We start from the raw sequence: 24,156 nt of genomic DNA on the forward strand, positions 1-24,156 counted from the left end.
TGCACATCATCTACTGACATCTTTTGTCGTGCGCCTATTGGATTGTTATGGTGACTTTGCCTTTTGATCTGCCCTGCTCGACGTACCGCAACGCCTCTGCGGTTGATGCAAAAGGGAAGGAGCGATCGATGACCGGTTTGATGACGCCGGCCTCGATAAGCGAGGTGATCTTCTGCAGTTGTATCCCGTTGGCACGCATGAACAAAAATGCATAGCTCACCCCATGTTTGCGGGCTTTTCTGCGAATACCGCTGCTCAGCAGACGCATGATTTGCCGCAGCACCCAGGACAGGCCTTGCTCTTGGGCAAATTGCGCGGTCGGCGGCCCTGAAAGGGAAATGAGCTGTCCGCCAGGCTTGAGCACCTTGATCGATTTCTCCAGTACATCGGCGCCGAGGCTGTTTAACACCACGTCAAAATCGCGCAACTCCTTTACAAAATCCTGCTGTTTGTAATCGATGACCACATCCGCCCCGAGTGCTTTCACCCATTCGACATTCGCCGTACTGGTGGTGGTCGCAACGAAGGCGCCGAGGTGTTTGGCGAGCTGGATAGCAAGCGTACCGACGCCACCGGATCCGGCATGAATCAACACCTTCTGGCCTTTTTTCAGCTGGGCGGTCTCAACCAGCGCCTGCCAGGCCGTCAAACCCGCCAAGGGGATGGCGGCCGCTTCGGCCATGTCGAGATTCGAGGGTTTGAGCGCGAGCGCGTTTTCGTTCACGGCGATCAGTTCGGCAAACGTCCCGATCCGTGCTTCTGGAGGACGTGCATAGACTTCGTCTCCTGGCTTGAATCGCTTCACCGCCGACCCCGTGCGCACGACCACCCCGGCCAGGTCATTGCCCAACACCAATGGAAACGTATAGGGCAGGATCAGTTTGAATTCCCCCGTTCTGATCTTCGAGTCCAGCGGGTTCACGCTCGTTGCATGCACCTGGACCAGAACGTCATGCACACCGACTGCAGGGTCGGGCACTTCGCCAATCATTCCGTTCTGCTTGCCGTAGCGGTCGATAAAAAATGCCTTCATGTTGCAGCTGCTCTTGTCGGAGGAATGAGAGAGGGGCGAGGCCGAGCTGTCGGCAGGGATCAGCCTTGAGTCAGATAGCGCTGCGCCACGGCGGACTGCCTGATCTGCGACAAAAGACCCTGACGCGCGGTTTGCAGGGCATCCCAGCGCTCGCCTTCATGCAGCGGTGGAATGGTCACCGGTTCGCGACGGTCGAAGCCCACCAGGGCGGCATCGACCAGATCATCCACTTCCATGATTTCGCTCAAGGTGTTGATGTCGACGCCGGCGCGATCCCAAATCTCCGTGCGGGTGGCCGCGGGCAGTACGGCTTGTACATAGACCCCCTGAGGCGACAGTTCCAGGCTCAGGCCTTGGGACAGAAACAGTACGAACGCCTTGGTCGCACCGTAGACCGTCATGCCGAACTCAGGCGCCAGACCCACCACCGAACCGATGTTGATGATCGCGCCTTCACCTGCCTTGACCAGGCGTGGCGCGATGGCGCTGGCGAGCCGCACCAGCGCGGTGGTGTTGAGGGCCACCAGTTGTGCAACGCTGTCGGTGCTTTGCTCGATGAAGGCGCCGGACTGTGCCGCGCCGGCATTGTTGACGAGGATGCCGATGCGCGCATCGTCCCGCAGGCGGGCTTCGACGGTGTGCAGGTCACTGAGTTGAGTCAAGTCGGCCTGAAGCACTTCAACGGCGACGTTGTGCTCGCCACGCAACTTCGCGGCGAGCGTTTCCAGGCGCAAGTGATCGCGGGCGACCAACACCAGATCGTGTCCGCGTTGGGCGAAACGCTTGGCGTAAACCGCGCCAATGCCGGTGGAGGCGCCAGTGATGAGAACGGTAGGGCGAGTCGTCATGATGTCAGCTCTTTATCAGGAACATGGATTGGGATTGATGCACGAGAAAAAATCAGGCTCGATCAGCCAGTGCCTGGGCCAAGGGTATAGGCGGTAAACAGATTCAGGTCGCTCATGGGAGGTTGTTCCGTGTTCGTTGATAACGGGTCAGGTCGTTGGAGATTATGATGATGATCGAAATCTAAAGTGTCAACGGTTTTGATTATGATCAACATCAATGTATGATCAGTCGATGAATTTCCAGCGGTAACGAGGTATCGAAACATGCGAGTGACCAAGGCCCAGGCCCAGGCAAATCGGGAACACATCGTCGAAACAGCCTCGGTTGTATTTCGCGAGCGCGGTTTTGACGGGGTCGGCGTGGCCGACCTGATGGCCGCCGCCGGTTTCACCCATGGCGGTTTCTACAAACATTTCGGTTCGAAGGCTGACCTGATGGCCGAAGCCTCGGCGAAAAGTCTTGAGCAGTCACTGATCGGCGTCGAAGCATTGAGCGTGAAGGACTTCATTGATGTGTATGTGTCACGGGACCATCGCGACGGGCGCGCCACGGGTTGCACCATGGCAGCGTTGTGCGGTGACGCGGCACGTCAGTCGGACGATTTGAAGGGGGCATTCGCTGAAGGCATCGAGCGCATGTTGCAAACACTCGGCGAAAAATACCCTACCGGGCCGGATGCGGCGCCGGGTGAGGCGAGGGTGAAAATGATCGACCTGCTGGCGCGCGCGGTCGGCGCGATCATGCTATCGCGTGCCTGTCCTGACGACTCGACACTGGCCGATGAAATTCTGGCGGTGTGCCACGCGCAAATGACTGCATCTTTGTCTAGTCGATCGTAGATTTTGTCGTTGGACGACAGGCGCGAATGCCCGCTTTCCCGAAGTCAAAATCCAAAGGCTCGAACCGTTCACTCGTGTCCATACGAATATTACGCAGGCCCACGGTTTCCAGGTGTGAAGCGTACAACGGCTCCGAAAAATAACTGATCAAAATCGAACGACGGTGCGAGCCCACCGAGTTCAGACTGCCCGCATGCACCAAGTCCACATCGAACACCAGGATGTCACCGGCGCAACCTGAAAGCTGTACGGAGCGTGATTCATCGTTGAGGTCGAATGGCGGTTCCCCCAGCGCGGGTCGATGGCTGCCAGGCACGATACGCGTCGCGCCGTTCTCGGCGCCATAATTGTCGAAAAAAGCCAGGGCCATGGCGATGTCGCCTGGCCGTTGGGCCGACAAGTCGCGGTGCAGCGGTTGATGGCCGCCACCGACAAGAGGTTCGCGCCCCTCCACCTGCGCCAGAAAGAACCGCTCCCCGATCAACTCACCCGCGACCGCCAGCACCCGGGGCAGACGACACACAGCCTGAACCTTCGCATCGTCGTCCAACATCGAATGACGCCAGTCCATGCCTCGCGGCACCGGCCACTGGTCCGACGGCCTCACACCTGCATCGAACACCGCACGCAGGTCTTCCAGCCATTCGGTTGGGATCGCTTGACGGAGCAGGGCGTAACCATTTCGATGGAGTTGATCGCGGTCAGTCATGGTTTTCTCGACTTCCTTGTGCGCACGTTTGCAAGGCTAGTATTCAAAGCAAAGTTGGACCACCCGACACTGCAAAATCGAAAGCGACCAGAGACAAGCCCGGAAGGTTTGCAGTTATCATCCGGCCACCATCCAAGAAAAGGACTTCACCGATGAAGCGTCTGTTCGCCTGCACCCTCCTTGCACTGGCCGTCGTCGGCTACGCCAAAGCCAACCAGAGCACCTTCGAAGAAACCAACCAGTGCTCGGAAGATATCGACTGCCAAGGGGATTTCATCTGCAAGAACGGCCTATGCGATCTTCCTGAACCCCAACAAAGCCTCGTTGCAAAACCCACCGTCACGACTCAAATCGCCCCCCCAGCGCCCCCCGGCGTTGCCTATGAAACCTTGCCCGTCACCGCCGAGCGTGCTGGGCCGTTTACAACCCATACCCTGGGGACGGGGACCGCGCTGAATTATCAATCGCGCGCTGGGGTGGTGAATGTCATGGAGGCAATTGTCGAGGAGGCTGAGTACACCGGGTATGTGGCGATTGAAAAGGCTTATACGTTTGGGCCGAGCCGGTATGTGGTGGTGGTTTCCACGGGGGAGGGTGGGAATGCTTGTCCGGCGTCTACTTATGTTTTTAGTTTTGATGCCAAGGCCGAGCGTGTTGATGGGAAACGGGAGGTTGATGGGTGTTCTGAGTTGGTTGAGGTTGTGGTGGAGGGGAATAGGTTGACGGTTCAGAAGGAGGGGGGTGGGACTGTTGTTTTTAATGGGGTTGTGGAGTAGATCGGTGGGTGGGCCTTCGTCTGTTTTCGGCCAAAAGCGGACTGTAGACAGATAGCTGCTGGCATTCCTACGCTGGCATTCTAGTAATCACACAACGCTAAAAAGGAACATTCATGTTGGTCATTCAAATTGATCGGGATAGCGTGCATGCAGGGGATGATCTGGAAAGTCGTAGGACGTCAATCAGGCTTGATCCAGCAGTAACACTGCGCGCTTTGTTCGAAGCGATCCAAGGTATGGGTTACCTGCCTGGCATCAGTGGAGGCAAGGCGACGTGGATTATTTGTTCGTCTGGCAAACACATAGGTGTTTTAGCTCAGCAATGGCCAGAAACTAAATTGTTAATCCCCGCCGAGAGCTTCCTGAGTCAGTATTTTGGGGATACCGAACCTCGCCTTCTGTTCAGATATTGGTGCCAGGCAGATCCAGACCATGTCTTTTCACAGATCAAAGCTGGAAATGAACCGCCGTCTCGATTTTAGGACTGGCGGGGGCTACCTACTGATCAAGAGGCTAATATGTCTGCTTTGGGTTGTGGCGGCCTGTTGCAAAGGTGGGCTACCGATCTATAGCTGCATCCTTTCGTTATCAGAATCAGGTCGAAGGCTCACACCGATAAGCTAAAGTTTTTCGTACACTACCTCGAATTCTTCACCCAATTCCTGTTGGATGGATTTCAGTAATTTAGCGACGGCCTCGTCAAATCTTGCGTAATCGTCTGCACTCCAAGGGCCGGGATCAGGTGGATAGTCCCAGTTCAGCGAGGTGTCATGCCACTGTGAAAGCTCGTTAAGCATTGCCTGGACTTCGTTACTGAGTGGTAGCCTCTCTTCAATAGGCCCTACAGAAAATTTATCCCGGGCAATATTGTTTCCACACCAAAGGCAGCCTCCGCCCCATTCGAACATTAAGCGAACTCGATAGCGTTTTGCCCTCATCATTGGGCTCCATTTTTTTGTGGGTACATGGTGCGCACAATAGCGCTGGCAAAGATATCCACGCTAGGCAGGCAACTGTTACGACAGTCAGCAATGGGTCGGTTACTGCCTTTCGCGACGGTCAGCAATCGACCCCAAGCGGGCATCTGAATATCTGGCCGCTCGCGTAAGAGATAGGCCGTAAGATGTGTGCTTCATTGCCGATAAGGAAATCGCCATGTCACCGAACAAGGCTTGCCCCGTCATCCTCTCCAGTATTCCTGGCACACACATCCTTCTGTTCCGCCATCCAATAGCAGGCGTACAACTGGTCAAAGGGACAATTGAGACAGGTGAAACTCCAGCTCAGACCGCGCTGCGTGAATTAAGCGAAGAATCAGGCATAGAGGCTGCCTCGGTTGTCAGCGATATGGGCTGCTGGGACGCCGCGCATCTCGACCAGATATGGTCATTTCAACTGTGTTACACGCAGGCAATTTTGCCGGAGCAATGGACTTATCACACGCTCGATGACCATGGTCACGCCTTCAACTTTTTTTGGGCTCCGCTCGATGATTTGCCGTTTGCCGACTGTCATCCGGTCTTCCGTCGAGCATTACGGTACCTGACTGCCACACTGACAGCGCAAGGTTATGTATTGGCTCATGATCAAAGCACAAACATATCATCCGAAGCTCTGAGTTGATGTTCGCAAGCGGATTTCGAGTGGCGGCTTCTGGCCGAATGCAGACCTTGACCAACGTCTGCACATAGCCATTCTCTGCCAGTCATAGGTGGTCAAATCCGATGTAAATGGCAGGTAAGGTCGAATGCATGCCGCGGGGGAAGTCCGTGCAGAACTCATCGGCCAGCTAAGCAGAAACGGGCGCTTTAAGCGCCCGAAGCTCTATCAATTTTCAACCTGCTCCTGAAGCCGTCGACCAATGACCTCCAGCAAATCACACCCATCACGCAACGGAATCACCAAAAGTTGCGCCAAGTCCGAAAGCACCACTGTGTCGCTGGCGATCTCGGATCGGAACGCGATGTTTTCCAGTACTTGAGTCACCACACGGATGCGGTAATCAGCGGTGGCGTGCAAGACGTCCAGCGGGGCTTGAGTATCGATGAGTAGAGAGGCAGGCGTGCAGTCGATGCCGGTGATGGGGATGTATCTTTGCATGGGATTGCTCCGGTCAGGTTAGAGGGCTGATCCGATCCTCAGGTCGCCAAACCTGATCGCCATTCTGGGGCGACGGAATGACTATAGGTTTCCCCGCGCTCGACGGACAAGGCACCCGGTTCCGAGAGCTTTGTAGGAATCGCGATGGTTTTTTGCCAGAGATGTCTTACAGACAGAGGGAGAGTCGAATCTATCGACAGTGGACAACTGCCCTAGGGAAATTTACTGTCGCGAGCGGCCTGGAGCCATCGAGCCAGTACTTTGATTTAAGGAGAGGGTTATGGAGAAATGGACGCTGCACTGGCTGGAAGCTTCGGGGAGCCTGGCCGAGTTTCGCCGCGAGCTGACTGATGAATTTGATGCCGCGTACGAGGCCGTTGCTCGCCTGATGCTCCCGCCGCGACTCGATGTTCTGATTCAGCGGCTACCGGGCGAAACCATTGCGGAAATGGGCCTGGTAGGGCGGGCGTTTCGCAGTTCCATGTTTTCCATGACCCTTGATCCCGATAATCCCAATTTCCTTTCCAGCCTACGCACCGGTGCGTTGCGTCGACATGTGATTCATGAGGTTCATCATTGCCTGCGCATGGGCGGTCCTGGCTACGGCTGGACTTTGGGCGAGGCTCTGGTCAGCGAAGGGCTGGCCGGCCAGTTTGTTCGGCATTTGCTCGGAAGCGATCCGGAGCCTTGGGAGCGTGCCATTGCCTGCGCCGATCTTTCAAGTCCAGCGGTTGGACGCCTAGCTCTCGAATCAAGATATTACGATCACAACGAGTGGTTCTTTGGTTTCGGCGACAAGCCCAAATGGCTCGGTTACTCGTTGGGCTATCAAATGGTCGGACGCTGGCTAGCGTTGAGGGGCGAGGTTGATGTTTCAACCTGGGTCAACGTACCTGCAACAGACATCATCGCCATTGCGCTGGAGGATGGTTTGGTGTCGGCGCAGTCTTGAACGATTCTCGCAACCGCTCAATCACCTGACCAATCGAAGGCCCTTGGATTGCCGGCGGCGTAGGGCTCTCCCCGAATTCACGCCAAATGAACAAGGTCAGCTCCACGCCATCGGTCAATGTCTGAGCGTTCTCTTGAGTGCCAAACGTCTCCAGCAGCCTGTACCGCGAATCTTTCCAGAACAGTTCCTCGACCCAGTCGTACACCGGGATGAAATGGAAGTGGATAGGGTAGCGGGGATCGTGACCGAATCGACTGATGTAAAGCCATTTGGGCTTCAGTTGCGTTTCAAGAACGCGCTGGATGTCTGCCATCAGACCGCCGAGCTCTGCGGGCGCAGGGCCGGGCAATTGAGCCAATGAGTTTACATGAGCTTTGGAGCCGAGCATGAGGTAGCCGGGTAGGGCGGATGCCAGATGGTGGTTGACGACCCAGTGGGTGGTTTCATGGAGGATGAATTGCGGTGATAACTTCAAAGCTGACTCCCTGTCGGTCATTGGGTGAAGGCGCGTCTAACCTTCGAACTCCGTCTGCAACATCGCCAAGAACGCCTCTCTGGCAGGATGCAGGCCGGCGTTTTCATGCCAATAGAAAAGGTTGTCGATCCCCATCAGCTCGGGAAATTCATACCCCGTCCAACCAGCCCCCGGGCGGTATTGCTCATAGATTCCCCGGGGCACCAGCGAGACACCTGCACCCGCACTGACGCAGCCGACGATGGTGCCATAGCTGGCGATGCTGATGATCGGTTGTGTTTGCTCATGACGCAGCAGCCACTGCTCCAGCGCCAAGCGGTACGGACAGCCTGTGGGCCACATGAAGATCGCTTTGCCTCGCAAATCTGCCGCGCTGCGCAGCGGGCCATGAGACTCGGACGCGATGAGCACCAGGTCCTCGCGGTACATCACGGCGCGCTTGAGTCCTGGCCGCTCCATGTCCACCGCTACGATCGCACCATCGAGCCGGTGATGCTGGATATCGTCCAGCAACTGAGCCCAGGTGCCTGTGCTCAGCTCAAGCGAAACCTGCGGGTACTTCGCATGGTACTTGGCCAACAACTGAGGCAGGCGCCCCGTGGCGCTGGATTCGATGGCGCCGATGCGCAGCGGTCCGTGTGGAGCGCCGGTAGGTTCGACTGCGCGGCGGGCTTCTTCCGTCAGGCTCAATATTTTTGTGGCGTACTCCAAAAACACTTTTCCCGCCGGGCTGACCCGCAGCCCACGACCCTCACGAAAAAACAACGGCGTACCGAGCTCGCGCTCCAGGGATTTGAGGCGTGCCGTGATGTTGGACGGCACGCAGTGCAGCACTTCGGCGGCGCGGGCGATGCTGCCGGTATCGCAAACGGTCTTGAGCATGCGCAGTTGGGACAGTTCCATAGCTCACCCAAAGTGAATGGTGAGTTGAGTTTAAGTCACTTGTGTTGATGTTGGGTGGTTTCGATACTTCCGGGTAAATCGGTCAGACGCTCAATGCGCAGGAACTCTGAATGGAAACCCGTTGTGTGCCGTTTGAAGGCTCGAAAGACCCCAGCAGACCCAGCGTGAAAGTTATTCTCGCGACGATGTTCGTAATTCTTTGCTGGGCCTATTCTCCGATTGGCATTCGCATCGGCTTGCAGGCTTACGAGCCCGGTCAACTGGCGCTGATGCGGTTTCTCATCGCATCGGCGTTCATGGCCCTTGTCGCGATGGCGAAGGGCATTTCCCGGCCGCGTCTCAGGGATCTTCCATTATTGACGGTGCTGGGTTTCTTTGCCGTGAGTCTGCACCACATCGCCCTCAACTATGGCCAGCGGGGCGTTAGTGCCGGGGCTGCCAGTGTGCTCGCCCAGTCCACGCCTTTATTCAGCGCTTTACTCGCACATTTTTTCTTCAAGGACAGAGTCAGCGGTTGGCAATGGGGCTGCGTAATGTGCGGTTTGCTCGGCGCTGCGGTGGTCGTCACGGGTGATCGTGGCCTTGGAGACATGGACGCCCATGGGCTATTGATCCTGCTGGCGGCGCTGTCCTGGAGTGTGTATTTCTCTTTGCAAAAGCGCCATTCCCATCGCTACGACGGATTGACCATGGTTTGTTACACCGTCTGGTCGGGCACTCTCCTGTTGTTCATTTTCGCGCCGGGGATGTTGAGCGCGGCGCGCCAGACTTCGGCCCCGGTGAATCTGGCGGTGTTGATTCTCGGAATTTTTCCCAGCGCGCTGGCGTACCTCGCTTGGGCTTACGTCCTGGCGCACAGCAACGTGAGCCGAGCATCCATGGCGCTTTACCTGATACCGCCCACGGCGATGTTGATGGCTTCTTGGGTGCTGGCCGAACGCCCGTCAGCGATGGTCATTGTTGGGGCGGTTATCGTGTTGGTGAGTGTGTTTGCGTTGAGTGTTGAACCGGGGAACGGGGCAAAAGTGGGCTGATTCTATCGCGGATTTAGGATTACCTTACCCGGATTGAGCTGGGGGTTATCAATGAATCTTTTACCCTGACGCGCTGTTTTGGGGCTGCTGCGCAGCCCAGCGGGAGCAAGCTCCCTCGCCACAGGTTGCGTTATGCCAGCGATTTACCTCATTGAGTTTTACCGGCTTGCGTCGTTCCTGCGGCCAGGCCCAGGTTGATGCATTGAGCGAGTCCTGTGCTGGCCGGGGATGCTTTCGTCTGATCCGTATTTTTCGGCGTCAGGTGCCTCTGTAATGAACACCATTCCCTCCCCAGAATAAACACGCGGCTCGCCTCACACGGCCCGTGTACTGCAAACTTTTCTATCAGGTGTGCTCATGGCGAAGATGGCGATTTTTTTGGGTGGGTTCCTGGCGTTGACGCTTTTGATTGGCGTGCTGGCAACGATTTCTCCGGTATAGACGCGAGGGGGCTTTTGTGGCGAGGGAGCTTGCTCCCGCTGGGGCCGTAGGAGCTGTCGAGTGCAACGAGGCTGCGATCTTTCCCCAGACACTTGAGTCTCAAGCGAAAGATCAAAAGATCGCAGGCTTCGCCAGCTCCTACAGAGCCCAGCGGGAGCAAGCTCCCTCGCCACGGGGTTGTGGCACATCAGGCCTACCGATGCAAAATCACCTGTGCAATCTCCTGCAACCCCATTACCCGCTGCGCGGCGTTGAGTTTGATCGCTTCCTTGGGCATGCCGAAGACCACGCAGCTGGCTTCGTCCTGGGCCACGGTGCTGCTGCCGGCGTCGAGCATCTCTTTCAGGCCGCGGGCGCCGTCGTCACCCATGCCGGTCATGATGATGCCGGTGGCGTTGCGGCCGGCGAATTTGGCCACTGAGCGAAACAGCACGTCCACCGATGGGCGGTGGCGGTTGACCAGGGGGCCGTCCACCACTTGCACGTGATAGAACGCGCCGCTGCGGGTGACCATCATGTGTTTGCCGCCCGGGGCGATGAGGGCCAGCCCCGGGTGGATGCGGTCGTTGTTGCGGGCTTCGCGCACTTCGATCTGGCACAGGCTGTTGAGTCGGGCAGCAAACGAGGCGGTGAATTTTTCCGGCATGTGCTGGACGATGACGATCCCTGGGCATACCCGTGGCAAGGCGGTCAGCACCGCTTCCAGGGCCTGGGTGCCGCCAGTGGAAGTGCCGAGCGCCACGATGCGCTCGGTGGTCTGGGCCATGGCATGGCCGTTGGCGGCCGGCAGCATGGCGTCGGCGGTGAGTTTGGTGGCGGGTGTCAACGGTGCCGGGGCAGGGCGCTTGCCCAGGTTTCTGACGTTGACCTGGGCGGCGGCGCGGATGGCTGATATCAACTCCGGTGCCGACTCCAGCAGGAAATTCTTCAGGCCGCTGGTGGGCTTGGTGATGATTTCCACCGCGCCGGCGGCCATGGCTTGCAAGGTGGTTTCGGCGCCGCGGGGTGTCAGTGACGAGCAGATCACCACCGGCGTGGGCCGTTCGCTCATGATTTTCTTCAGGAAGGTGATGCCGTCCATGCGCGGCATTTCCACGTCCAGCACGATCACGTCGGGCCACTCTTTGGTCAGTTTGTCCATGGCGAAAATCGGATCGGACGCCGCGCCCATCACATGAATGTCCGGCGTGTCGCTGAGGATCGCCAGCAGTACCTGGCGAACCACGGCAGAGTCGTCCACCAGCAGTACATTTATCTTTTTTGACATGGTTAATGCCGGGTCCTTATCGGTTGATGCCTGACCCACACGTCGCCGCTGCACAGGTCAAAGATGATGCTTCGGTAACCGGTGCTGCCCATGTCGTGGGCGATCAGGTCCAAGCGGTACAGCGCGGCCATTTCCAGCGCTGCGTTGACGTTCATGCGCGCCACGTCGCCGAACGGCACCTGGCGTTGCAGCTCCGGGAACATTTCACCGCCGCCGAACAGCTTGAGCTGGTAATCCTCGGGTTCGGTACGATGGGCCTTGGCCTGGCGGACGAACAGTTCGATGGCTTCGTCGGCGTACATGCCGTTCAGCGCCGTGGAGCAGCGCGCCCGGCTGGGCAACATGTAATGGCACATGCCGCCGATCTTGCGCTCCGGATGCCACAGGGTGACGGCTACACAAGAGCCGAGAATGGTGCGCAGGCGAGTCGGGCTGGTGGCGAAACGAAACTCGCCGGGCGCCAGATACACCTCGGGCATTTGCTTTAGCGCGGCGCTCATGGCTTGCGATAAATCGAAGGTGCCACCAGTTTCAACGCATCGGATACGCCGTTGAGGCTTTCGGAGTGGCTTACGATGAAATACCCGCCGGACTTGAGCCGCGGGAGCAACCTGGCGACTACTTTACTTTTGGTGGGCTGGTCGAAATAGATCATGACGTTGCGCAGGAAAATCACGTCGAACTCCCCCAGTTCCGGCAGGGTGTCATTGAGGTTGACCTGGATGAAATTGACCCGGCTGCGCAACGTCCGGTCAATGAGGAAGGTTCCTTGCTGGCGGCCGGTGCCCTTGAGGCAGTATTTCACTAGCAGCGATTGGGGCAGATTACGGGCGCGCTCCATCGGGTAATGCCCGGACCGGGCCTTGGCCAGCACCTGGCAGCTGATGTCCGAGCCAATGATTTCCCAAGGGGTGGTGCCCAGGTCTTCGGCCAGGGTCATGGCCAGGCTGTAGGGTTCTTCCCCCGATGAACTGGCGGCACTCCACAGGCGAAAGGTTTTGCCCGGCGTTGCATGGGGCAGCACATGCTGGCGCAGGAAATCGAAGTGCTTGGGCTCGCGGAAAAAGTAGGTTTCGTTGGTGGTGAGCAGGTCCAGCGCCACCTGCAATTCCTCGGTGCGCTGGCCGTTCATGATCAGCTTGAAATACTCCCCGTAGCTGCCCAGCTCATAGTGTTTGAGACGCTTGAACAACCTTCCGGCCACCAGCGCCTTCTTGGCCGGGGACAGATTGATGCCCGCGGCCTGGTACAGCCAGGACTGAAACTGACTGAACTCCCGATCATTGAGCGTCAGTGAGTTCACAGTGCGTTCCGTGCAGGTGTCTGTGTTCATTGCGCTTCAACTTCCAGGGCGGTTGGACTGGCCTGGGCCAGCTGCGACATTTCATCGATGGACAGCACCCGGTCCACCTCCAGTACGATTACGAACTTGCCGTCGACCTTGGCCATGCCACTGATGAAGTCGGCGCGAATCTTCGCCCCGAAACTCGGTGGCGGTTCGATCTGCGAAGCCGGGATCTCCAGCACCGCCGACACGGTGTCCACCAGCAGGCCGATGTCCTGAGCGTGACCATCCTCGGTGCTGGCCTCGATGATCACCACGCACGAACGCCGAGTGATTGCCGAGTTCTGTCGGCCGAATCGGGCCGACAGGTCCACCACCGGCACGACCGCGCCGCGCAGGTTGATCACCCCGCGCACGAAAGCCGGCATCATCGGCACCACCGTCAGGTTGCCGTATTCGATGATTTCCTTGATGCACAGGATGCCGATGGCAAACATCTCCGTGCCGAGCATAAACGTCAGGTATTGCGCGTCTTCTTCAACCGCGATGGCGGCTTGGCGTGTGGTCGCGATGGCACCCATGCCTTTTTCTCCTTTAAGCGAGCCTGTGGAAACGCACCGTCAGAACCGGGTGAATTCGGATTCGTCGGGTGCGCTGGCCATGTTGTAGGCAAACGCCTTGGGCATCACCGTCGCGGGAGCACGCACTGCCTTGCGACTGGACGGGCCGGGGGTGTTGTCCACTTTCAGTGGCTGGCTGGCCGATTTGGCCGGCGCGTCGAGAGTGAAGAAACTCATGGCCTGTTGCAGTTGTTCGGCCTGGCTGCTCATCTCTTCTGCGGTGGCGGCCAATTCTTCGCTGCTGGAAGCGTTCTGCTGGGTCACCTGGTTGAGCTGGGTCATGGCCGTGTTGATCTGCGCCACGCCGGCGGCCTGTTCTTCGGAAGCGGCGCTGATTTCCTGCACCAAGTCCGAGGTCTTGTTGATGGACGGGACCATTTCGTTGAGCAGGTGCCCGGCCTTCTCGGCCATGTCGACGCTGCTGGAGGACAGCTCGCCGATCTCCTGGGCCGCCACCTGGCTGCGTTCCGCCAGTTTGCGCACTTCGGCGGCGACCACGGCGAAGCCTTTGCCGTGCTCACCGGCGCGGGCCGCTTCGATTGCCGCGTTGAGCGCCAGCAGGTTGGTCTGGTAGGCGATGTCGTCGATGATGCTGATGCGTTGGGCGATTTTCTTCATCGCCACCACGGTCTGCTGCACCGACTCACCACCGTCGGTGGCTTCTTTGGCGGCCTTGCTGGCCATGCCGTCGGTGACCTTGGCGTTTTCGGTGTTCTGGTTGATGCTGGCGCTCATCTGTTCGATGGAGGCGCTGGTTTCTTCGACGCTGGCGGCCTGCTCGCTGGTGGCCTGGCTCATGGATTGCGCGGTGGCGCTGACTTCTTCGGAAGCACTGGCCAGGTTGTCGGCGGCGTTGCGCACTTCACCGATGATGTGGGAGAGCTTGCCCACCATATTCTGCATGGCGTTGAGGACCATGCCGGTTTCGTCTTTGGAGCCGCTTTGGATTTTCGCGTTCAGGTTGCCTTCGGCCAGTTGCTCGGCGACCGAAACGGCCTGCTTCAAGGGGCGAGAAATGATCCGGGAAATGAACAGCGCCAGGCCCAGGCCCACCAGCAGGGCGGCAATCAGCACGGCAATGATCGACAGGCGCGCATCTTCATACAGCTCAGTGCCGTGAGCGCTGGCCACATCGGCCCCGCTGGCATTGAGCTCGACCAGTTTCTGCAGGTCGGCGGTCACCAGATCGAAATGACGTTTGGATTCGCCCTTGAGCAACGTCTGGGCTTCGGTGGTCAGGTTTTGCCGGGACAGCGCGAACAGGTCTTTGCTGACGGCCAGGTAAGCGACCCAGTCGCTGCGAGCGGTGTCGAAAAGCTGGCGATCTTCTGCGCTGGAGAGCAGCTTTTCATAGGTTGCCAGGCGTGTTTCGAAGCCCTGTCTGGCTTCCTCGGCTTCTTGTTCAATCGCCGTGCGCTCCTGCTCGGAGTCGGCCGTAATCTGGCGATTTTCCTTGAGGCGATAATTCGCCGCGTAGAAACGCATCCCTGAGGCGGCGCGCATCGAAGCCATCCAGTTTTCGCGGATATCGATGGTGGTGCCGTTGACCTCGTTGAGTTGGATGATCGAGAACACCCCCATGACGGCGGTCAACGCGAGCACCACCAGAAACGAGGTGATCAGTTTGGTGGCGATTCTAAGATCGTAGAACCATTTCATTGGGAAGTACCTCTCCATGGAATTGCTAAAGCGTCAGCGAACAGTGGCTTGTTGTAATGGGGGTGTGGTGTAGCGGTTGTCGGTTTGGGCGATCTGGGTCAGTAGCGCCGGCACGTCGAGAATCAACGCCACCGCGCCGCTGCCCAGAATGGTCGAGCCGCTGATGCCGCGCAGCGCGCCGAACAACTTGCCCAAAGGTTTGATCACGGTCTGGAACTCACCGAGCAGGTCATCCACCACCAGCCCGGCCTTGAGTTCGGCGTAGCGCACCACCACCACGTTCTGCCGACGTGAGGCCGGGCCTTCGTGGTTGAAGTGATCGCGCAGGTACACCAGCGGCAGCACTTCGCCGCGCAGGTCGAGGTAGCCTTGTTGGCGGCTGCAAACTCCGTCGTCCTCGCTCAGCTCGATGCATTCCTGAACCATGTCAAGGGGGATGACGTAGGTGGACTGGCCGATGCCCACCAGAAAGCCATTGATGATCGCCAGCGTCAGCGGCAGGCGGATGCGCACCACGGTGCCCTGGCCCGGTTGGCTGTCCAGATCGACGGTGCCGCGCAGCAGGGTAATGTTGCGCTTGACCACGTCCATGCCGACGCCACGCCCGGAAAGGTTGGTGACGGCCTGGGCGGTGGAGAAGCCGGGTTCGAAGATCAGGTTGTAGATTTCCTGGTCGCTGGGGCTGGCGCCGGGGGCGACCAGGCCGCGTTCCTGGGCTTTTTCCAGGATCCGGTCACGGTTCAGGCCGGCGCCGTCGTCGGCGATTTCCAGCACGATGCTGCCCGAGTCGTGATAGGCATTGAGGTGCAGATGACCCTTGGCCGGTTTACCGGCCGCCAGCCGCGCCTCGGCGGTTTCGATGCCGTGGTCCATGGCGTTGCGCAACAGGTGCATGAGCGGGTCGCCGATTTTTTCCACCACGGTTTTATCCAGCTCGGTTTCCGCACCGCTGATGATCAGGTCGATGTCCTTGCCCAGTTCCTGGCTGACATCGCGCACCACCCGGCGGAAACGATTGAAAGTTTCACCGATGGGGATCATGCGCAGACGCAAGGCGCCGTCGAGAATTTCTTCCACCAGCCCGGACACCGTTGAAGTCGATTCCTGCAACGAGTCGTCGTTGCAGTGGCGGGCCAGGAGGCTGGCGCCGGCGCTGGCGATGACCAGTTCGCCCACCAGGTTGATCAACTCGTCGAGCTTGTCGGCGTTGACCCGCACATAGGCGCCGTCCTTGGCTTTGCCGTCGCTGGTCGTCGGTTGCTTGTCGGGCGTGACCTGAGCGGGCATGCGCGCAGCCGAACGCTGGTCCGGCATCAGTTGGCCGGTGGTGACCATTGCCGTGTTGGGGTCATCCTGCTCTTGTAAGGTTGCAACCAGCCCGGTGTTCATCGGCGGCACAGGGTCATCAATGGCGACGATCTGGATCTGGCAGTCTTCGCGCACGAAATCGAAGACTTCGTTGATCGCTCCGTGGCCGGCAGCCGAACTGAACTCAATGTCGAACCCCAGGTAGCAGGACTCGGCATCCCAGGTTTCGGCAGAGGGCATTGCATCGGTTAGCGTGGTGATGTGGATGATCTCACCGAGGGTTTGCAGGTAACGCAGGAATGACAGCGGGTCCATGCCGTTGCGGAACACCTCCGGGCCAAAACGCAGGACGATGTGCCAGAGGCGCGTTTCGGCGGGCGCTTGTGGGTCGCTTGCTTCGGCGGCCTTCGGGGCTTGGGCGGGCGAGGGCGTCTGATATTCCTGAAGGATCTGGCACAGCTCCATTTCCCGGGCCAGGGCCGGGGGCGCCAGTTTCGCGCCCTGGTTGGCCACCACATTGATCAGCTCCAGCATGTGATCACTGGACTTGAGCAACACGGCGATCAGGCCGGCGTCCACTTCGACGCTGCCGTTGCGCAGCCGATCGAGCACGTCTTCGACGATGTGGGTGAAACTGACGATCGGTTCCAGGCCGAACAACCCGGCCGAGCCCTTGATCGTATGGGCCGCCCGGAAGATCGCGCCGATGGCATCATCGTCCCCCGGATCGCTTTCCAGCTGCAGCAGGGACTCCTCCATCGCCTGCAACTGTTCCCGTGCCTCGACGATGAACGTTTGTTGTGCCTGATCGAGATTGATGCTCACGCTCATATCCTTTGTCGTGTCCCACGTGTTGCGAGGTCTCTATACAACCAGGTTGCACAGGGCGAGTGTTTCGGTGACGGCCTTGCTCTGGCCCGTTATCTCCAGCCGGGTACCGGCCTTGGGGGCCTCGCGCTGGACCATCAGCAGCAGTTGCAGGCCGGCGCCGTCCATTTCCGTGATCTGCGACAGATCCAGCGCCATGCGTGGCGTCGCTCCCAGGCGCGGCAGCCACTGCGCGGCGAGGTCGGCGGCGGTATAGATCGTCAGTTCGCCGTCGATCTGCACCTGCGCGGTGTCATCCTGTGTTTCGTACAGCAACGGCATTTCACTCTCCGCGAATCAAGGAAGAATCAGCTTGGACACCGCCGCCAACATCTGCGCCGGCTGGAAGGGCTTGACCACCCAGGCCTTGGCACCTGCTGCCTGGCCCTCGAGTTTTTTTGACTCCTGGGATTCGGTGGTGAGCATGATGATTGGCGTGAACTTGTAGCTGGCCAGCTTCTTGACCTCCTTGACGAAGGTGATGCCGTCCATGTTCGGCATGTTCACGTCACTGATGATCAGGTGCACTTTCTGGCCGTTGAGCTTGCCCAGTGCATCCTTGCCATCGCTGGCCTCGATTACGTCGTAGCCGGCACTTTTCAGCGCGATGCCGACAACCTGCCGAACGCTCGCGGAGTCGTCGACAACCAATACACTTTTAGCCATGAACGGCTCTCCTAGAAGAAGGTTATTTCCTGTGAATTCTGTTGCGCGCCCGATTCGCCATGATGGTTGCGGCGTTGTTCTTCGGTGGCGTAAGTGGTTTCCATGCGCGCCAGCCATTGGCGGGCATCGATGGAAACGGCCTGGTCGGGCGACTGACTGGCCTGCTGCATATGCACATGCAGGTCCTCGATGTTGTCGCGCACGTGGCTGAGGATCTGGCTGACCCGATCCTGGAATTGCAGGTTGACCAGCACTTCGGTGAGCTCGTCGCGAATACCGAAGCTTTCCTGTTGCAACATGTCGGCCGATTCGGCCAACCGCCCGGTGACGCTCTTGAAGCGTTCCAGCACGCGCTGGATGCTGTCCTCGGAGACGGTGACCGACTGGCTGTCCTGATCCGCGCCGCTGGAGGCGGCCTGGACCAATTGAGTGATGGCGTTATTGATGATGTCGACCTTGGCCGACATCTGCTGGCCGGTCTCGCTGGATTTGCTCGACAGACTGCGCACGGCGTCGGCCACTACCGCAAAACCGCGCCCGGCTTCGCCCGCACGGGCGGCTTCGATGGCGGCGTTGAGGGCCAGCAGGTTGGTTTGCGCGGCAATGGCCGCGACATCGGCGGCCATGGTCCGCAGCTCGCCGGTGTAGGCGGTGAGGTTACGCACCTGGGCCAGGGTTTCATCGCGGCTGGCCTGGGTGGCTTTCAGGGAGTCGATGACCTGGACCAGCTCACCTTCGCTTTGGGCCAGTACCTGTACGGCGCCGCCACTGCTTTTGCCGGCCAGCTCACCGGCGGCCAGTTGCGAGGCTTGCACGGTGTCTTCCAGGCGTGAAGAAATACCGGTGAAGCGACTGGTCAGCGAGACAATCGCGGTTTCGGTCTGCTGCCGGGAGCTTTCCACCTGCTTGGCCCAGATCGGCATGGCACCGAGGATGACTTCGTTGAGTTGCGCGCCGGCCTTATGGCTCAGGTGGTCGGCGGCGTGTAGCGCGTGATGGGCAATGGCGGCGGCGACGGCTCTGTCGATCTGCTGGTGCTGGGCGCGGGCAGCCCACACGCCGACCCCGGCGCCAATGGCCAGGAGCACGGCGCACAACCCCAGGTTTTGTGTACTTGGACCGTTGAGAATCAGCAGGCCGACGCTCGCGATCAGGGCCACAAACAAGCTGGACCAAAGGATGCGCGGCGGAGTTTGGGATGGGGAATGACCGTGTGAATACGACGTCATGGTTCGGTCCTTGAACAGTGTTGCTAACAGGTTATTTGCGAATAACTGGTTATCTGCGACCCCACCCCGGACTTTAAGACCGGTCGTCCGATTCCGGAATGGCCGAGGGCGTTGACCTGCCCAGCGAGTGGCACTGTGCTACTTCAGGTTAGACGCAGTCCCTGAAATGTCGAGGCGCACTGACGAACAGATGAGTCGCGCACAACCCCCTCTACGTCGAGGGACTCTGTGGGAGCAAGGCTTGCCCGCGAAGCAGGCGACTCGGTTCCAGATCGAGCGCATGACCTTCATCGCGGGCAAGCCTTGCTCCCACAGATATTCTCGCCACAGGTTTGGATTGAGCTAAATTACTTCCCACCGGATTTTGAACCTGCCATCACGAGCCCTCATGCCCACCCAGCCTCTCTGGAAAATCTACCTCCTGTTCCTGGCCCCCATGGTCCTGTCCAATTTCCTGCAATCCATGTCCGGTACGCTCAATAGCATCTACATCGGCCAGATGCTCGGCACCCAGGCATTGGCGGCAGTGTCGGGCATGTTTCCCATCCTGTTTTTCTTTATCGCGCTGGTGATTGGCCTGGGCGCGGGAGCGGGGGTATTGATCGGGCAGGCCTACGGCGCCAGGGAAACCGGCACGGTAAAAGCGATTGCCGGCACCACGTTGCTGCTGGCGGCGATCATCGGGCTGGTGGCGGCGGTGCTCGGCAGTGTGTTCGCGCGCCAGGCGCTGCAGGGGCTAGGGACTCCGGCCGATGTGCTGGAGGACGCAGTGTCCTATGCCCGGGTGATGATGTGGATCCTGCCGATATTGCTGGTGTTCGTGGTGTTTACCCAGTTGCTGCGCGGGGTGAGCGATACGCTGTCGCCCATGCTGGCCTTGCTGGTGTCCACCGGTGTCGGGCTGTTGCTGACACCGGCGCTGATTCGCGGTTGGCTGGGGCTGCCGCAAATGGGCATCCAGAGCGCGGCGCTGGCGGGGCTAGTGGGTACGGCAGCGGCCATGGTCATGCTGGCGTGGCGCCTGAACCGTCGCGAGCATGCGCTGGCGCCGGACCGGGCGTTGTTCGCGGCGATGCGCCTGGACATGGATATCCTCGGCAAGGTGTTGCGCATCGGCCTGCCCACGGGGTTGCAGATGGTGGTGATCTCGCTGTCGGAGCTGGTGATCCTGGCGCTGGTCAATGGCCACGGATCCCAGGCCACGGCCGCCTACGGCGCGGTGACGCAGATCGTCAATTACGTACAGTTCCCGGCGTTGTCGATTGCCATCACCGCCTCGATCCTCGGCGCCCAGGCCATCGGCGCCGGGCGTCTGGAGCGCTTGGGGCCGATCCTGCGTACGGGGCTGTTGATCAACGTCTGGCTCACCGGTGGGCTGGTGGTCTCGGGGTATCTGTTGTCTCACTGGCTGCTGGGGCTGTTCATCACCGACCCGGCGGCGCGAATCCAGGCTGAGCACTTGCTGCACATCATGCTCTGGAGCCTGCTGGTCTTCGGCTTCCAGGCCGTGATCGGCGGCATCATGCGCGCCAGCGGCACGGTGCTGATGCCGGTGGCGATTTCGATCTTCTGCATCGTCGGCGTTCAGCTGCCCGTGGCTTACCTGCTGGACGCGCAGTTCGGCCTGCAAGGGGTATGGATGGCGTTTCCGGTGGCTTACTTGAGCATGCTGGTGTTGCAGACGCTGTACTACAAGATGGTCTGGCAGCATCAGCGGATTGAGCGGTTGGTGTAGCTCACCGCTTTCTGACACAACAAAAAACCTGTGGGAGCGAGCCTGCTCGCGATAGCGTCGGCACATTCAGCATCGATGCGAGCTGACCACCGCCATCGCGAGCAGGCTCGCTCCCACAGAGATTCGATGCTTGGCGATGTTACAGTGGCCGGCATTCTTCTACCGCCATCACCGAGGATCTCGATGTCTGCCCGCCCGCCCTCCAGTGTTTCCTACCGCGCCTTTCTCTTCGACATGGACGGCACGCTGCTCAATTCCATCGCCGCTGCCGAGCGGATCTGGACGCGCTGGGCCCTTCGTCACGGCGTGGAGGTGGCCAGCTTTCTGCCGACCATCCACGGCGTGCGCGCCATCGACACCATTGCCCGCCAGCACCTGCCAGGGGTAGATGCCCTGGCCGAGGCCGAGCAGATTACCCGCGAGGAAATCGAAGACGTGGAAGGTGTGGTGCCCGTGCCCGGTGCTGCGGCATTTCTGAACAGCCTGCCGCCCCTGCAATGGGCCATCGTCACCTCGGCGCCCATGGCGCTGGCCTTGCGCCGTATGGAAGCGGCCGGCATTCCTCGTCCGGCGGTGATGGTCACCGCCGAGGATGTCAGCGACGGCAAACCCAACCCTGCCTGTTATCGACTGGCTGCTGAGCGTCTGCAAGTCGCACCACAGGATTGCCTGGTGTTCGAGGATGCCGAAGCGGGCATCAAGGCCGGCGAAGCGGCTGGGGCGGATGTGCGGGTGGTGACGGCGACGCATACGCATCCGGTGGCCACCCCCCATCCGCTGATCAAGGATTACCGTGAGCTTGGCGTTGAGGTGGATGAGGCCGGACGGATGCGGCTGAACCCGACGCTGTGACCGCAGCAGAACCCCCTGTGGGAGCGGGCTTGCTCGCGATAGCGTCGGCAAATTCAGCATTGATGCAATCTGACCCGCCGCCATCGCGAGCAGGCTCGCTCCCACAGTTGGATCTGTGGTAATCGTTGAATCGGTCAGGTCACCACGCGGTAGCACGGTTCATACGCGGCGCCGCCCGGCAGTTTCATGCGGTGCTGGGCGACGAAGGCCTGGAGCAGCCGGTCGAGGGGTTCCATGATGGCGGCGTCGCCGTGGATCTCGTAAGGGCCGTGTTCTTCGATCAGGCGGATGCCCTTGTCCTTGACGTTACCGGCCACGATCCCCGAGAACGCTCGGCGCAAGTTGGCGGCCAGTTCGTGGGCGGGCAGGTCGCGCCTCAGGCCCAGGCTGGCCATGTTGGCGTGGGTCGGGTCGAACGGACGCTGGAAGCCTTCGTCGATTTTCAGCAACCAGTTGAAGTGAAAGGCGTCGTTGCGTTCGCGGCGGAACTGTTTGACCGCTTTGAGCCCTTGGGTCATCTGCCGCGCCACTTCGGCCGGATCGTCGATGATGATCTGGTAATGCTTCTGTGCAGCCTCGCCCAGGGTCGCACCGACAAAGGCATGCAGTTGATCAAGGTACGGCGCGGCGCTCTTGGGCCCGGTAAGAACGACCGGGAAGGGCAGGTCCTGGTTGGCCGGGTGCATGAGAATGCCCAGCAGGTAGAGGAACTCTTCCGCCGTACCGGCGCCGCCCGGGAAGATGATGATGCCGTGACCCACACGCACGAAAGCTTCCAGGCGCTTCTCGATGTCCGGCAGGATCACCAGCTCATTGACGATCGGGTTCGGCGCTTCGGCGGCGATGATGCCTGGCTCCGTCAGGCCCAGGTAACGGCCGCCGTGGATGCGCTGTTTGGCGTGGGCGATGGTGGCGCCTTTCATCGGGCCTTTCATCACGCCCGGGCCGCAGCCGGTGCAGATGTCCAGGCTGCGCAGGCCCAGTTCGTGGCCGACTTTCTTGGTGTATTTGTATTCTTCGGTGTTGATCGAGTGGCCGCCCCAGCACACAACGATTTTTGGCTCCACCCCAGGGCGCAATGTGCGGGCGTTGCGCAGCAGGTGGAAGACGTAGTCGCTGATGCCTTGGGAGGAACTGAGGTCGATGCGCTGGCTGTCCAGTTCGTTCTCGGTGTAGACGATGTCGCGCAGGGCGCTGAACAGCATCTCGCGGGTGCTGGCGATCATTTCGCCATCGACGAAGGCGTCGGCCGGGGCGTTCAGCAGTTCCAGGCGTACGCCCCGGTCTTGCTGGTGAATACGGATCTCGAAGTCCTTGTAGGCTTCCAGGATGGTCTTGGCGTTATCGACATGGGCGCCGGTGTTGAGAATGGCCAGGGCGCACTGGCGGAAGAGGGTATAGATACTGCCGGAACCGGCTTCACTCAGTTGCTGGACTTCGCGCTGGGACAAAGTCTCCAGGCTGCCCTTCGGGCTGACCGAGGCGTTGATTACATGTCTTTGATTCATTCAGCTTTCCTTGAAAACGATGCCGTACTCACAACGACGGCATCTTGAAAAAAACGTCCACGCAGAAAGATCGCACGATCCTTGCGGTATCGCCATGGACTTTGATCCGGATCCTTCGGGTCGGTTGCAACACAAAATGAGCCCCAGCATAGCTAAATCCACCGGGCAGGCGATAATGCGGGACTTTTTTTACGCTGCACAAGGAAATTGCACCGCGATGTTCGAGCTCAAGCCGTGGGACGCCGAAGTCTACCGACGCCAGACCCGACGCAGTACCCTCATCGTCGCCGTGACGTTCCTGGCACTGGCGATGCTGTTGTCCAGCCTTTCGGTGATGCTGTTCGGCACGCCCGGGGGGGATAATTTCCGCTTCAATCTCGGCGGGGTGATTGCCGCGGTGTTGGTGATGGTCGCCTTGATGCGCCTGTATTTCTGGTCGCAGCCGTGGATGGCCGCAGCGGTGTACGGCTGGCAGCTCAAGCGCAGCTTGATGAGCATCACCAATGTGATGCACCAGGTGCAGGCCGGGGTGCAGGCCCAGGACGTGGCTGCCATGAAGCTGCTACGGTTTTATCATCTGGGATTGACGCAGATGCATCAACTGGACGCCAACTCCAGCGCCCAGGGCTCACTCGCCCGCGAGGCTGATGAGCATCTGGCAAGGATGCAGGCGCTCAATCTCGACAGCGAGCAAGCTCGGCTGGACCCGATCTGGATCGACACGGTGAAAAAGGCTTATAGCGGGCGCTGATCGACGCCCCAGGGCAATGACAGGTTAAGCGCCGAGGCGCAGAAGGCGTGCGCCCCGGCGATTTTCAAGGTTACGATTTTCTGCCCGCGCCTTGGTTGCGGTCGGTTCCTTTGCGGCCCGCTTCAGAGCCTTTCTGACGATCATTTGCAACGTTGCCGCCCGATGCATGGCCGCCTTTCTTGCCGGCTTCCGATGCTTTTTCCCGATCATTTGCGAAGTTGCCTTGGTTTTTATTTCCACTACTGGCCATTTCGAGCATCCTCATTTTGGTTACGCGAGGAACGAGCCTCGCATAATT

General features: G+C 59.6%; 27 protein-coding genes. 9 read left to right on the forward strand and 18 right to left on the reverse strand.

What is annotated here, in order from left to right; genetic code table 11:
- Positions 1-34: 34 nt before the first annotated feature.
- Both BM132_RS11015 and BM132_RS11020 read right to left on the reverse strand, forming a co-directional pair.
- A complete protein-coding gene (locus BM132_RS11015; protein ID WP_092455238.1) occupies positions 35-1,033 on the reverse strand; it encodes an NADP-dependent oxidoreductase in 999 nt (332 codons plus the stop codon).
- A gap of 59 nt (positions 1,034-1,092) precedes the next feature.
- Positions 1,093-1,881 (reverse strand): SDR family NAD(P)-dependent oxidoreductase, encoded by a 789-nt coding sequence (locus BM132_RS11020; protein ID WP_092399053.1) that lies wholly within the window; start codon positions 1,879-1,881, stop codon positions 1,093-1,095.
- Between the two features lie 264 nt (positions 1,882-2,145).
- Between BM132_RS11020 and BM132_RS11025 the strand changes: the two genes are divergently transcribed.
- Positions 2,146-2,721 (forward strand): TetR/AcrR family transcriptional regulator, encoded by a 576-nt coding sequence (locus BM132_RS11025; RefSeq protein WP_092455240.1) that lies wholly within the window; start codon positions 2,146-2,148, stop codon positions 2,719-2,721.
- Here the strand turns inward: BM132_RS11025 and BM132_RS11030 are convergent.
- Positions 2,708-3,430: a phytanoyl-CoA dioxygenase family protein gene (locus BM132_RS11030; RefSeq protein ID WP_092455243.1), complete on the reverse strand. Its 723-nt coding sequence runs from the start codon at positions 3,428-3,430 to the stop codon at positions 2,708-2,710. The two genes, BM132_RS11025 and BM132_RS11030, sit on opposite strands and share 14 nt — an antisense overlap.
- A gap of 152 nt (positions 3,431-3,582) precedes the next feature.
- Here BM132_RS11030 and BM132_RS11035 point away from each other — a divergent pair, with 152 nt between their 5' ends.
- Both BM132_RS11035 and BM132_RS11040 read left to right on the forward strand, forming a co-directional pair.
- On the forward strand, positions 3,583-4,206 hold the full coding sequence (locus BM132_RS11035; RefSeq protein ID WP_092455245.1) for a hypothetical protein: 624 nt from the start codon (positions 3,583-3,585) through the stop codon (positions 4,204-4,206).
- A gap of 113 nt (positions 4,207-4,319) precedes the next feature.
- The gene (locus tag BM132_RS11040) at positions 4,320-4,688 is read left to right on the forward strand and encodes a hypothetical protein (protein ID WP_092455247.1); all 369 of its coding nucleotides are present in this window, start codon (positions 4,320-4,322) and stop codon (positions 4,686-4,688) included.
- Between the two features lie 138 nt (positions 4,689-4,826).
- Here BM132_RS11040 and BM132_RS11045 read toward each other — a convergent pair whose 3' ends face one another.
- Positions 4,827-5,144: a hypothetical protein gene (locus BM132_RS11045; RefSeq protein ID WP_092455249.1), complete on the reverse strand. Its 318-nt coding sequence runs from the start codon at positions 5,142-5,144 to the stop codon at positions 4,827-4,829.
- A 217-nt stretch (positions 5,145-5,361) separates the two neighbouring features.
- On the opposite strand from BM132_RS11045, the gene BM132_RS11050 reads away from it, so the two are divergent.
- Positions 5,362-5,829, forward strand: coding sequence for an NUDIX hydrolase (locus BM132_RS11050; protein WP_092455251.1), 468 nt, complete (start codon positions 5,362-5,364; stop codon positions 5,827-5,829).
- A gap of 204 nt (positions 5,830-6,033) precedes the next feature.
- On the opposite strand, the gene BM132_RS11055 is transcribed toward BM132_RS11050, so the two are convergent.
- Positions 6,034-6,306 carry a hypothetical protein gene (locus tag BM132_RS11055; protein ID WP_092455253.1) on the reverse strand — a complete coding sequence of 91 codons (273 nt, stop codon included), beginning with the start codon at positions 6,304-6,306 and terminating at the stop codon, positions 6,034-6,036.
- Positions 6,307-6,586: 280 nt separating this feature from the next.
- Between BM132_RS11055 and BM132_RS11060 the strand changes: the two genes are divergently transcribed.
- Entirely contained in the window at positions 6,587-7,258 is a 672-nt protein-coding gene (locus BM132_RS11060) for a DUF2268 domain-containing putative Zn-dependent protease (RefSeq protein ID WP_092455255.1), read from the forward strand.
- Here BM132_RS11060 and BM132_RS11065 read toward each other — a convergent pair.
- Both BM132_RS11065 and BM132_RS11070 read right to left on the reverse strand, forming a co-directional pair.
- Positions 7,212-7,733 (reverse strand): HIT family protein, encoded by a 522-nt coding sequence (locus BM132_RS11065; protein WP_092455597.1) that lies wholly within the window; start codon positions 7,731-7,733, stop codon positions 7,212-7,214. The genes BM132_RS11060 and BM132_RS11065 overlap by 47 nt on opposite strands.
- A 36-nt stretch (positions 7,734-7,769) precedes the next feature.
- Positions 7,770-8,636, reverse strand: coding sequence for a LysR family transcriptional regulator (locus BM132_RS11070; RefSeq protein ID WP_092455257.1), 867 nt, complete (start codon positions 8,634-8,636; stop codon positions 7,770-7,772).
- Between the two features lie 110 nt (positions 8,637-8,746).
- Between BM132_RS11070 and BM132_RS11075 the strand changes: the two genes are divergently transcribed.
- Entirely contained in the window at positions 8,747-9,670 is a 924-nt protein-coding gene (locus tag BM132_RS11075; protein WP_092455260.1) for a DMT family transporter, read from the forward strand.
- A gap of 634 nt (positions 9,671-10,304) precedes the next feature.
- Here the strand turns inward: BM132_RS11075 and BM132_RS11080 are convergent.
- Genes BM132_RS11080 through BM132_RS11120 form a run of 9 tightly spaced genes read right to left on the reverse strand, consistent with a single transcriptional unit; the run spans position 10,305 to position 19,012 of the window.
- Positions 10,305-11,378: a protein-glutamate methylesterase/protein-glutamine glutaminase gene (locus BM132_RS11080; protein ID WP_092455262.1), complete on the reverse strand. Its 1,074-nt coding sequence runs from the start codon at positions 11,376-11,378 to the stop codon at positions 10,305-10,307.
- Between the two features lie 2 nt (positions 11,379-11,380).
- Positions 11,381-11,878, reverse strand: a complete 498-nt coding sequence (cheD, locus tag BM132_RS11085) for a chemoreceptor glutamine deamidase CheD (RefSeq protein WP_092399033.1) — start codon at positions 11,876-11,878, stop codon at positions 11,381-11,383.
- On the reverse strand, positions 11,875-12,711 hold the full coding sequence (locus BM132_RS11090) for a CheR family methyltransferase (RefSeq protein WP_092399031.1): 837 nt from the start codon (positions 12,709-12,711) through the stop codon (positions 11,875-11,877). Before BM132_RS11090 ends, cheD begins: the two co-directional genes overlap by 4 nt.
- The gene (locus BM132_RS11095) at positions 12,708-13,244 is read right to left on the reverse strand and encodes a chemotaxis protein CheW (protein WP_092455264.1); all 537 of its coding nucleotides are present in this window, start codon (positions 13,242-13,244) and stop codon (positions 12,708-12,710) included. The genes BM132_RS11090 and BM132_RS11095 overlap by 4 nt, the downstream gene beginning before the upstream one ends.
- Before the next feature lie 39 nt (positions 13,245-13,283).
- Positions 13,284-14,942, reverse strand: a complete 1,659-nt coding sequence (locus tag BM132_RS11100) for a methyl-accepting chemotaxis protein (RefSeq protein ID WP_092399027.1) — start codon at positions 14,940-14,942, stop codon at positions 13,284-13,286.
- A 33-nt stretch (positions 14,943-14,975) separates the two neighbouring features.
- Complete coding sequence (locus tag BM132_RS11105) at positions 14,976-17,075, reverse strand: chemotaxis protein CheA (RefSeq protein ID WP_092455599.1); 2,100 nt, start codon at positions 17,073-17,075, stop codon at positions 14,976-14,978.
- Positions 17,076-17,114: 39 nt separating this feature from the next.
- On the reverse strand, positions 17,115-17,399 hold the full coding sequence (locus tag BM132_RS11110) for an STAS domain-containing protein (RefSeq protein WP_092455266.1): 285 nt from the start codon (positions 17,397-17,399) through the stop codon (positions 17,115-17,117).
- 15 nt (positions 17,400-17,414) lie between these two features.
- Positions 17,415-17,783: a response regulator gene (locus BM132_RS11115; RefSeq protein ID WP_047227658.1), complete on the reverse strand. Its 369-nt coding sequence runs from the start codon at positions 17,781-17,783 to the stop codon at positions 17,415-17,417.
- An 11-nt stretch (positions 17,784-17,794) separates the two neighbouring features.
- Positions 17,795-19,012, reverse strand: a complete 1,218-nt coding sequence (locus BM132_RS11120; protein ID WP_092455268.1) for a methyl-accepting chemotaxis protein — start codon at positions 19,010-19,012, stop codon at positions 17,795-17,797.
- Between the two features lie 388 nt (positions 19,013-19,400).
- Between BM132_RS11120 and BM132_RS11130 the strand changes: the two genes are divergently transcribed.
- Both BM132_RS11130 and BM132_RS11135 read left to right on the forward strand, forming a co-directional pair.
- Positions 19,401-20,747 (forward strand): MATE family efflux transporter, encoded by a 1,347-nt coding sequence (locus BM132_RS11130; protein ID WP_092455272.1) that lies wholly within the window; start codon positions 19,401-19,403, stop codon positions 20,745-20,747.
- A 183-nt stretch (positions 20,748-20,930) separates the two neighbouring features.
- Positions 20,931-21,599, forward strand: a complete 669-nt coding sequence (locus BM132_RS11135) for an HAD family hydrolase (protein ID WP_092455274.1) — start codon at positions 20,931-20,933, stop codon at positions 21,597-21,599.
- 134 nt (positions 21,600-21,733) lie between these two features.
- Here the strand turns inward: BM132_RS11135 and ppnN are convergent, their stop codons facing one another.
- Positions 21,734-23,107: a nucleotide 5'-monophosphate nucleosidase PpnN gene (ppnN, locus tag BM132_RS11140; protein WP_047227654.1), complete on the reverse strand. Its 1,374-nt coding sequence runs from the start codon at positions 23,105-23,107 to the stop codon at positions 21,734-21,736.
- 217 nt (positions 23,108-23,324) lie between these two features.
- Here ppnN and BM132_RS11145 point away from each other — a divergent pair, with 217 nt between their 5' ends.
- Positions 23,325-23,858: a DUF3087 family protein gene (locus BM132_RS11145; RefSeq protein ID WP_092399013.1), complete on the forward strand. Its 534-nt coding sequence runs from the start codon at positions 23,325-23,327 to the stop codon at positions 23,856-23,858.
- Between the two features lie 70 nt (positions 23,859-23,928).
- Here the strand turns inward: BM132_RS11145 and BM132_RS11150 are convergent, their stop codons facing one another.
- Positions 23,929-24,108, reverse strand: a complete 180-nt coding sequence (locus tag BM132_RS11150) for a con-10 family general stress protein (RefSeq protein ID WP_092399011.1) — start codon at positions 24,106-24,108, stop codon at positions 23,929-23,931.
- Positions 24,109-24,156 lie beyond the last annotated feature (48 nt).

Source organism: Pseudomonas sp. NFACC45, assembly GCF_900113505.1.
Classification (GTDB): Bacteria; Pseudomonadota; Gammaproteobacteria; order Pseudomonadales; family Pseudomonadaceae; genus Aquipseudomonas; species Aquipseudomonas tehranensis.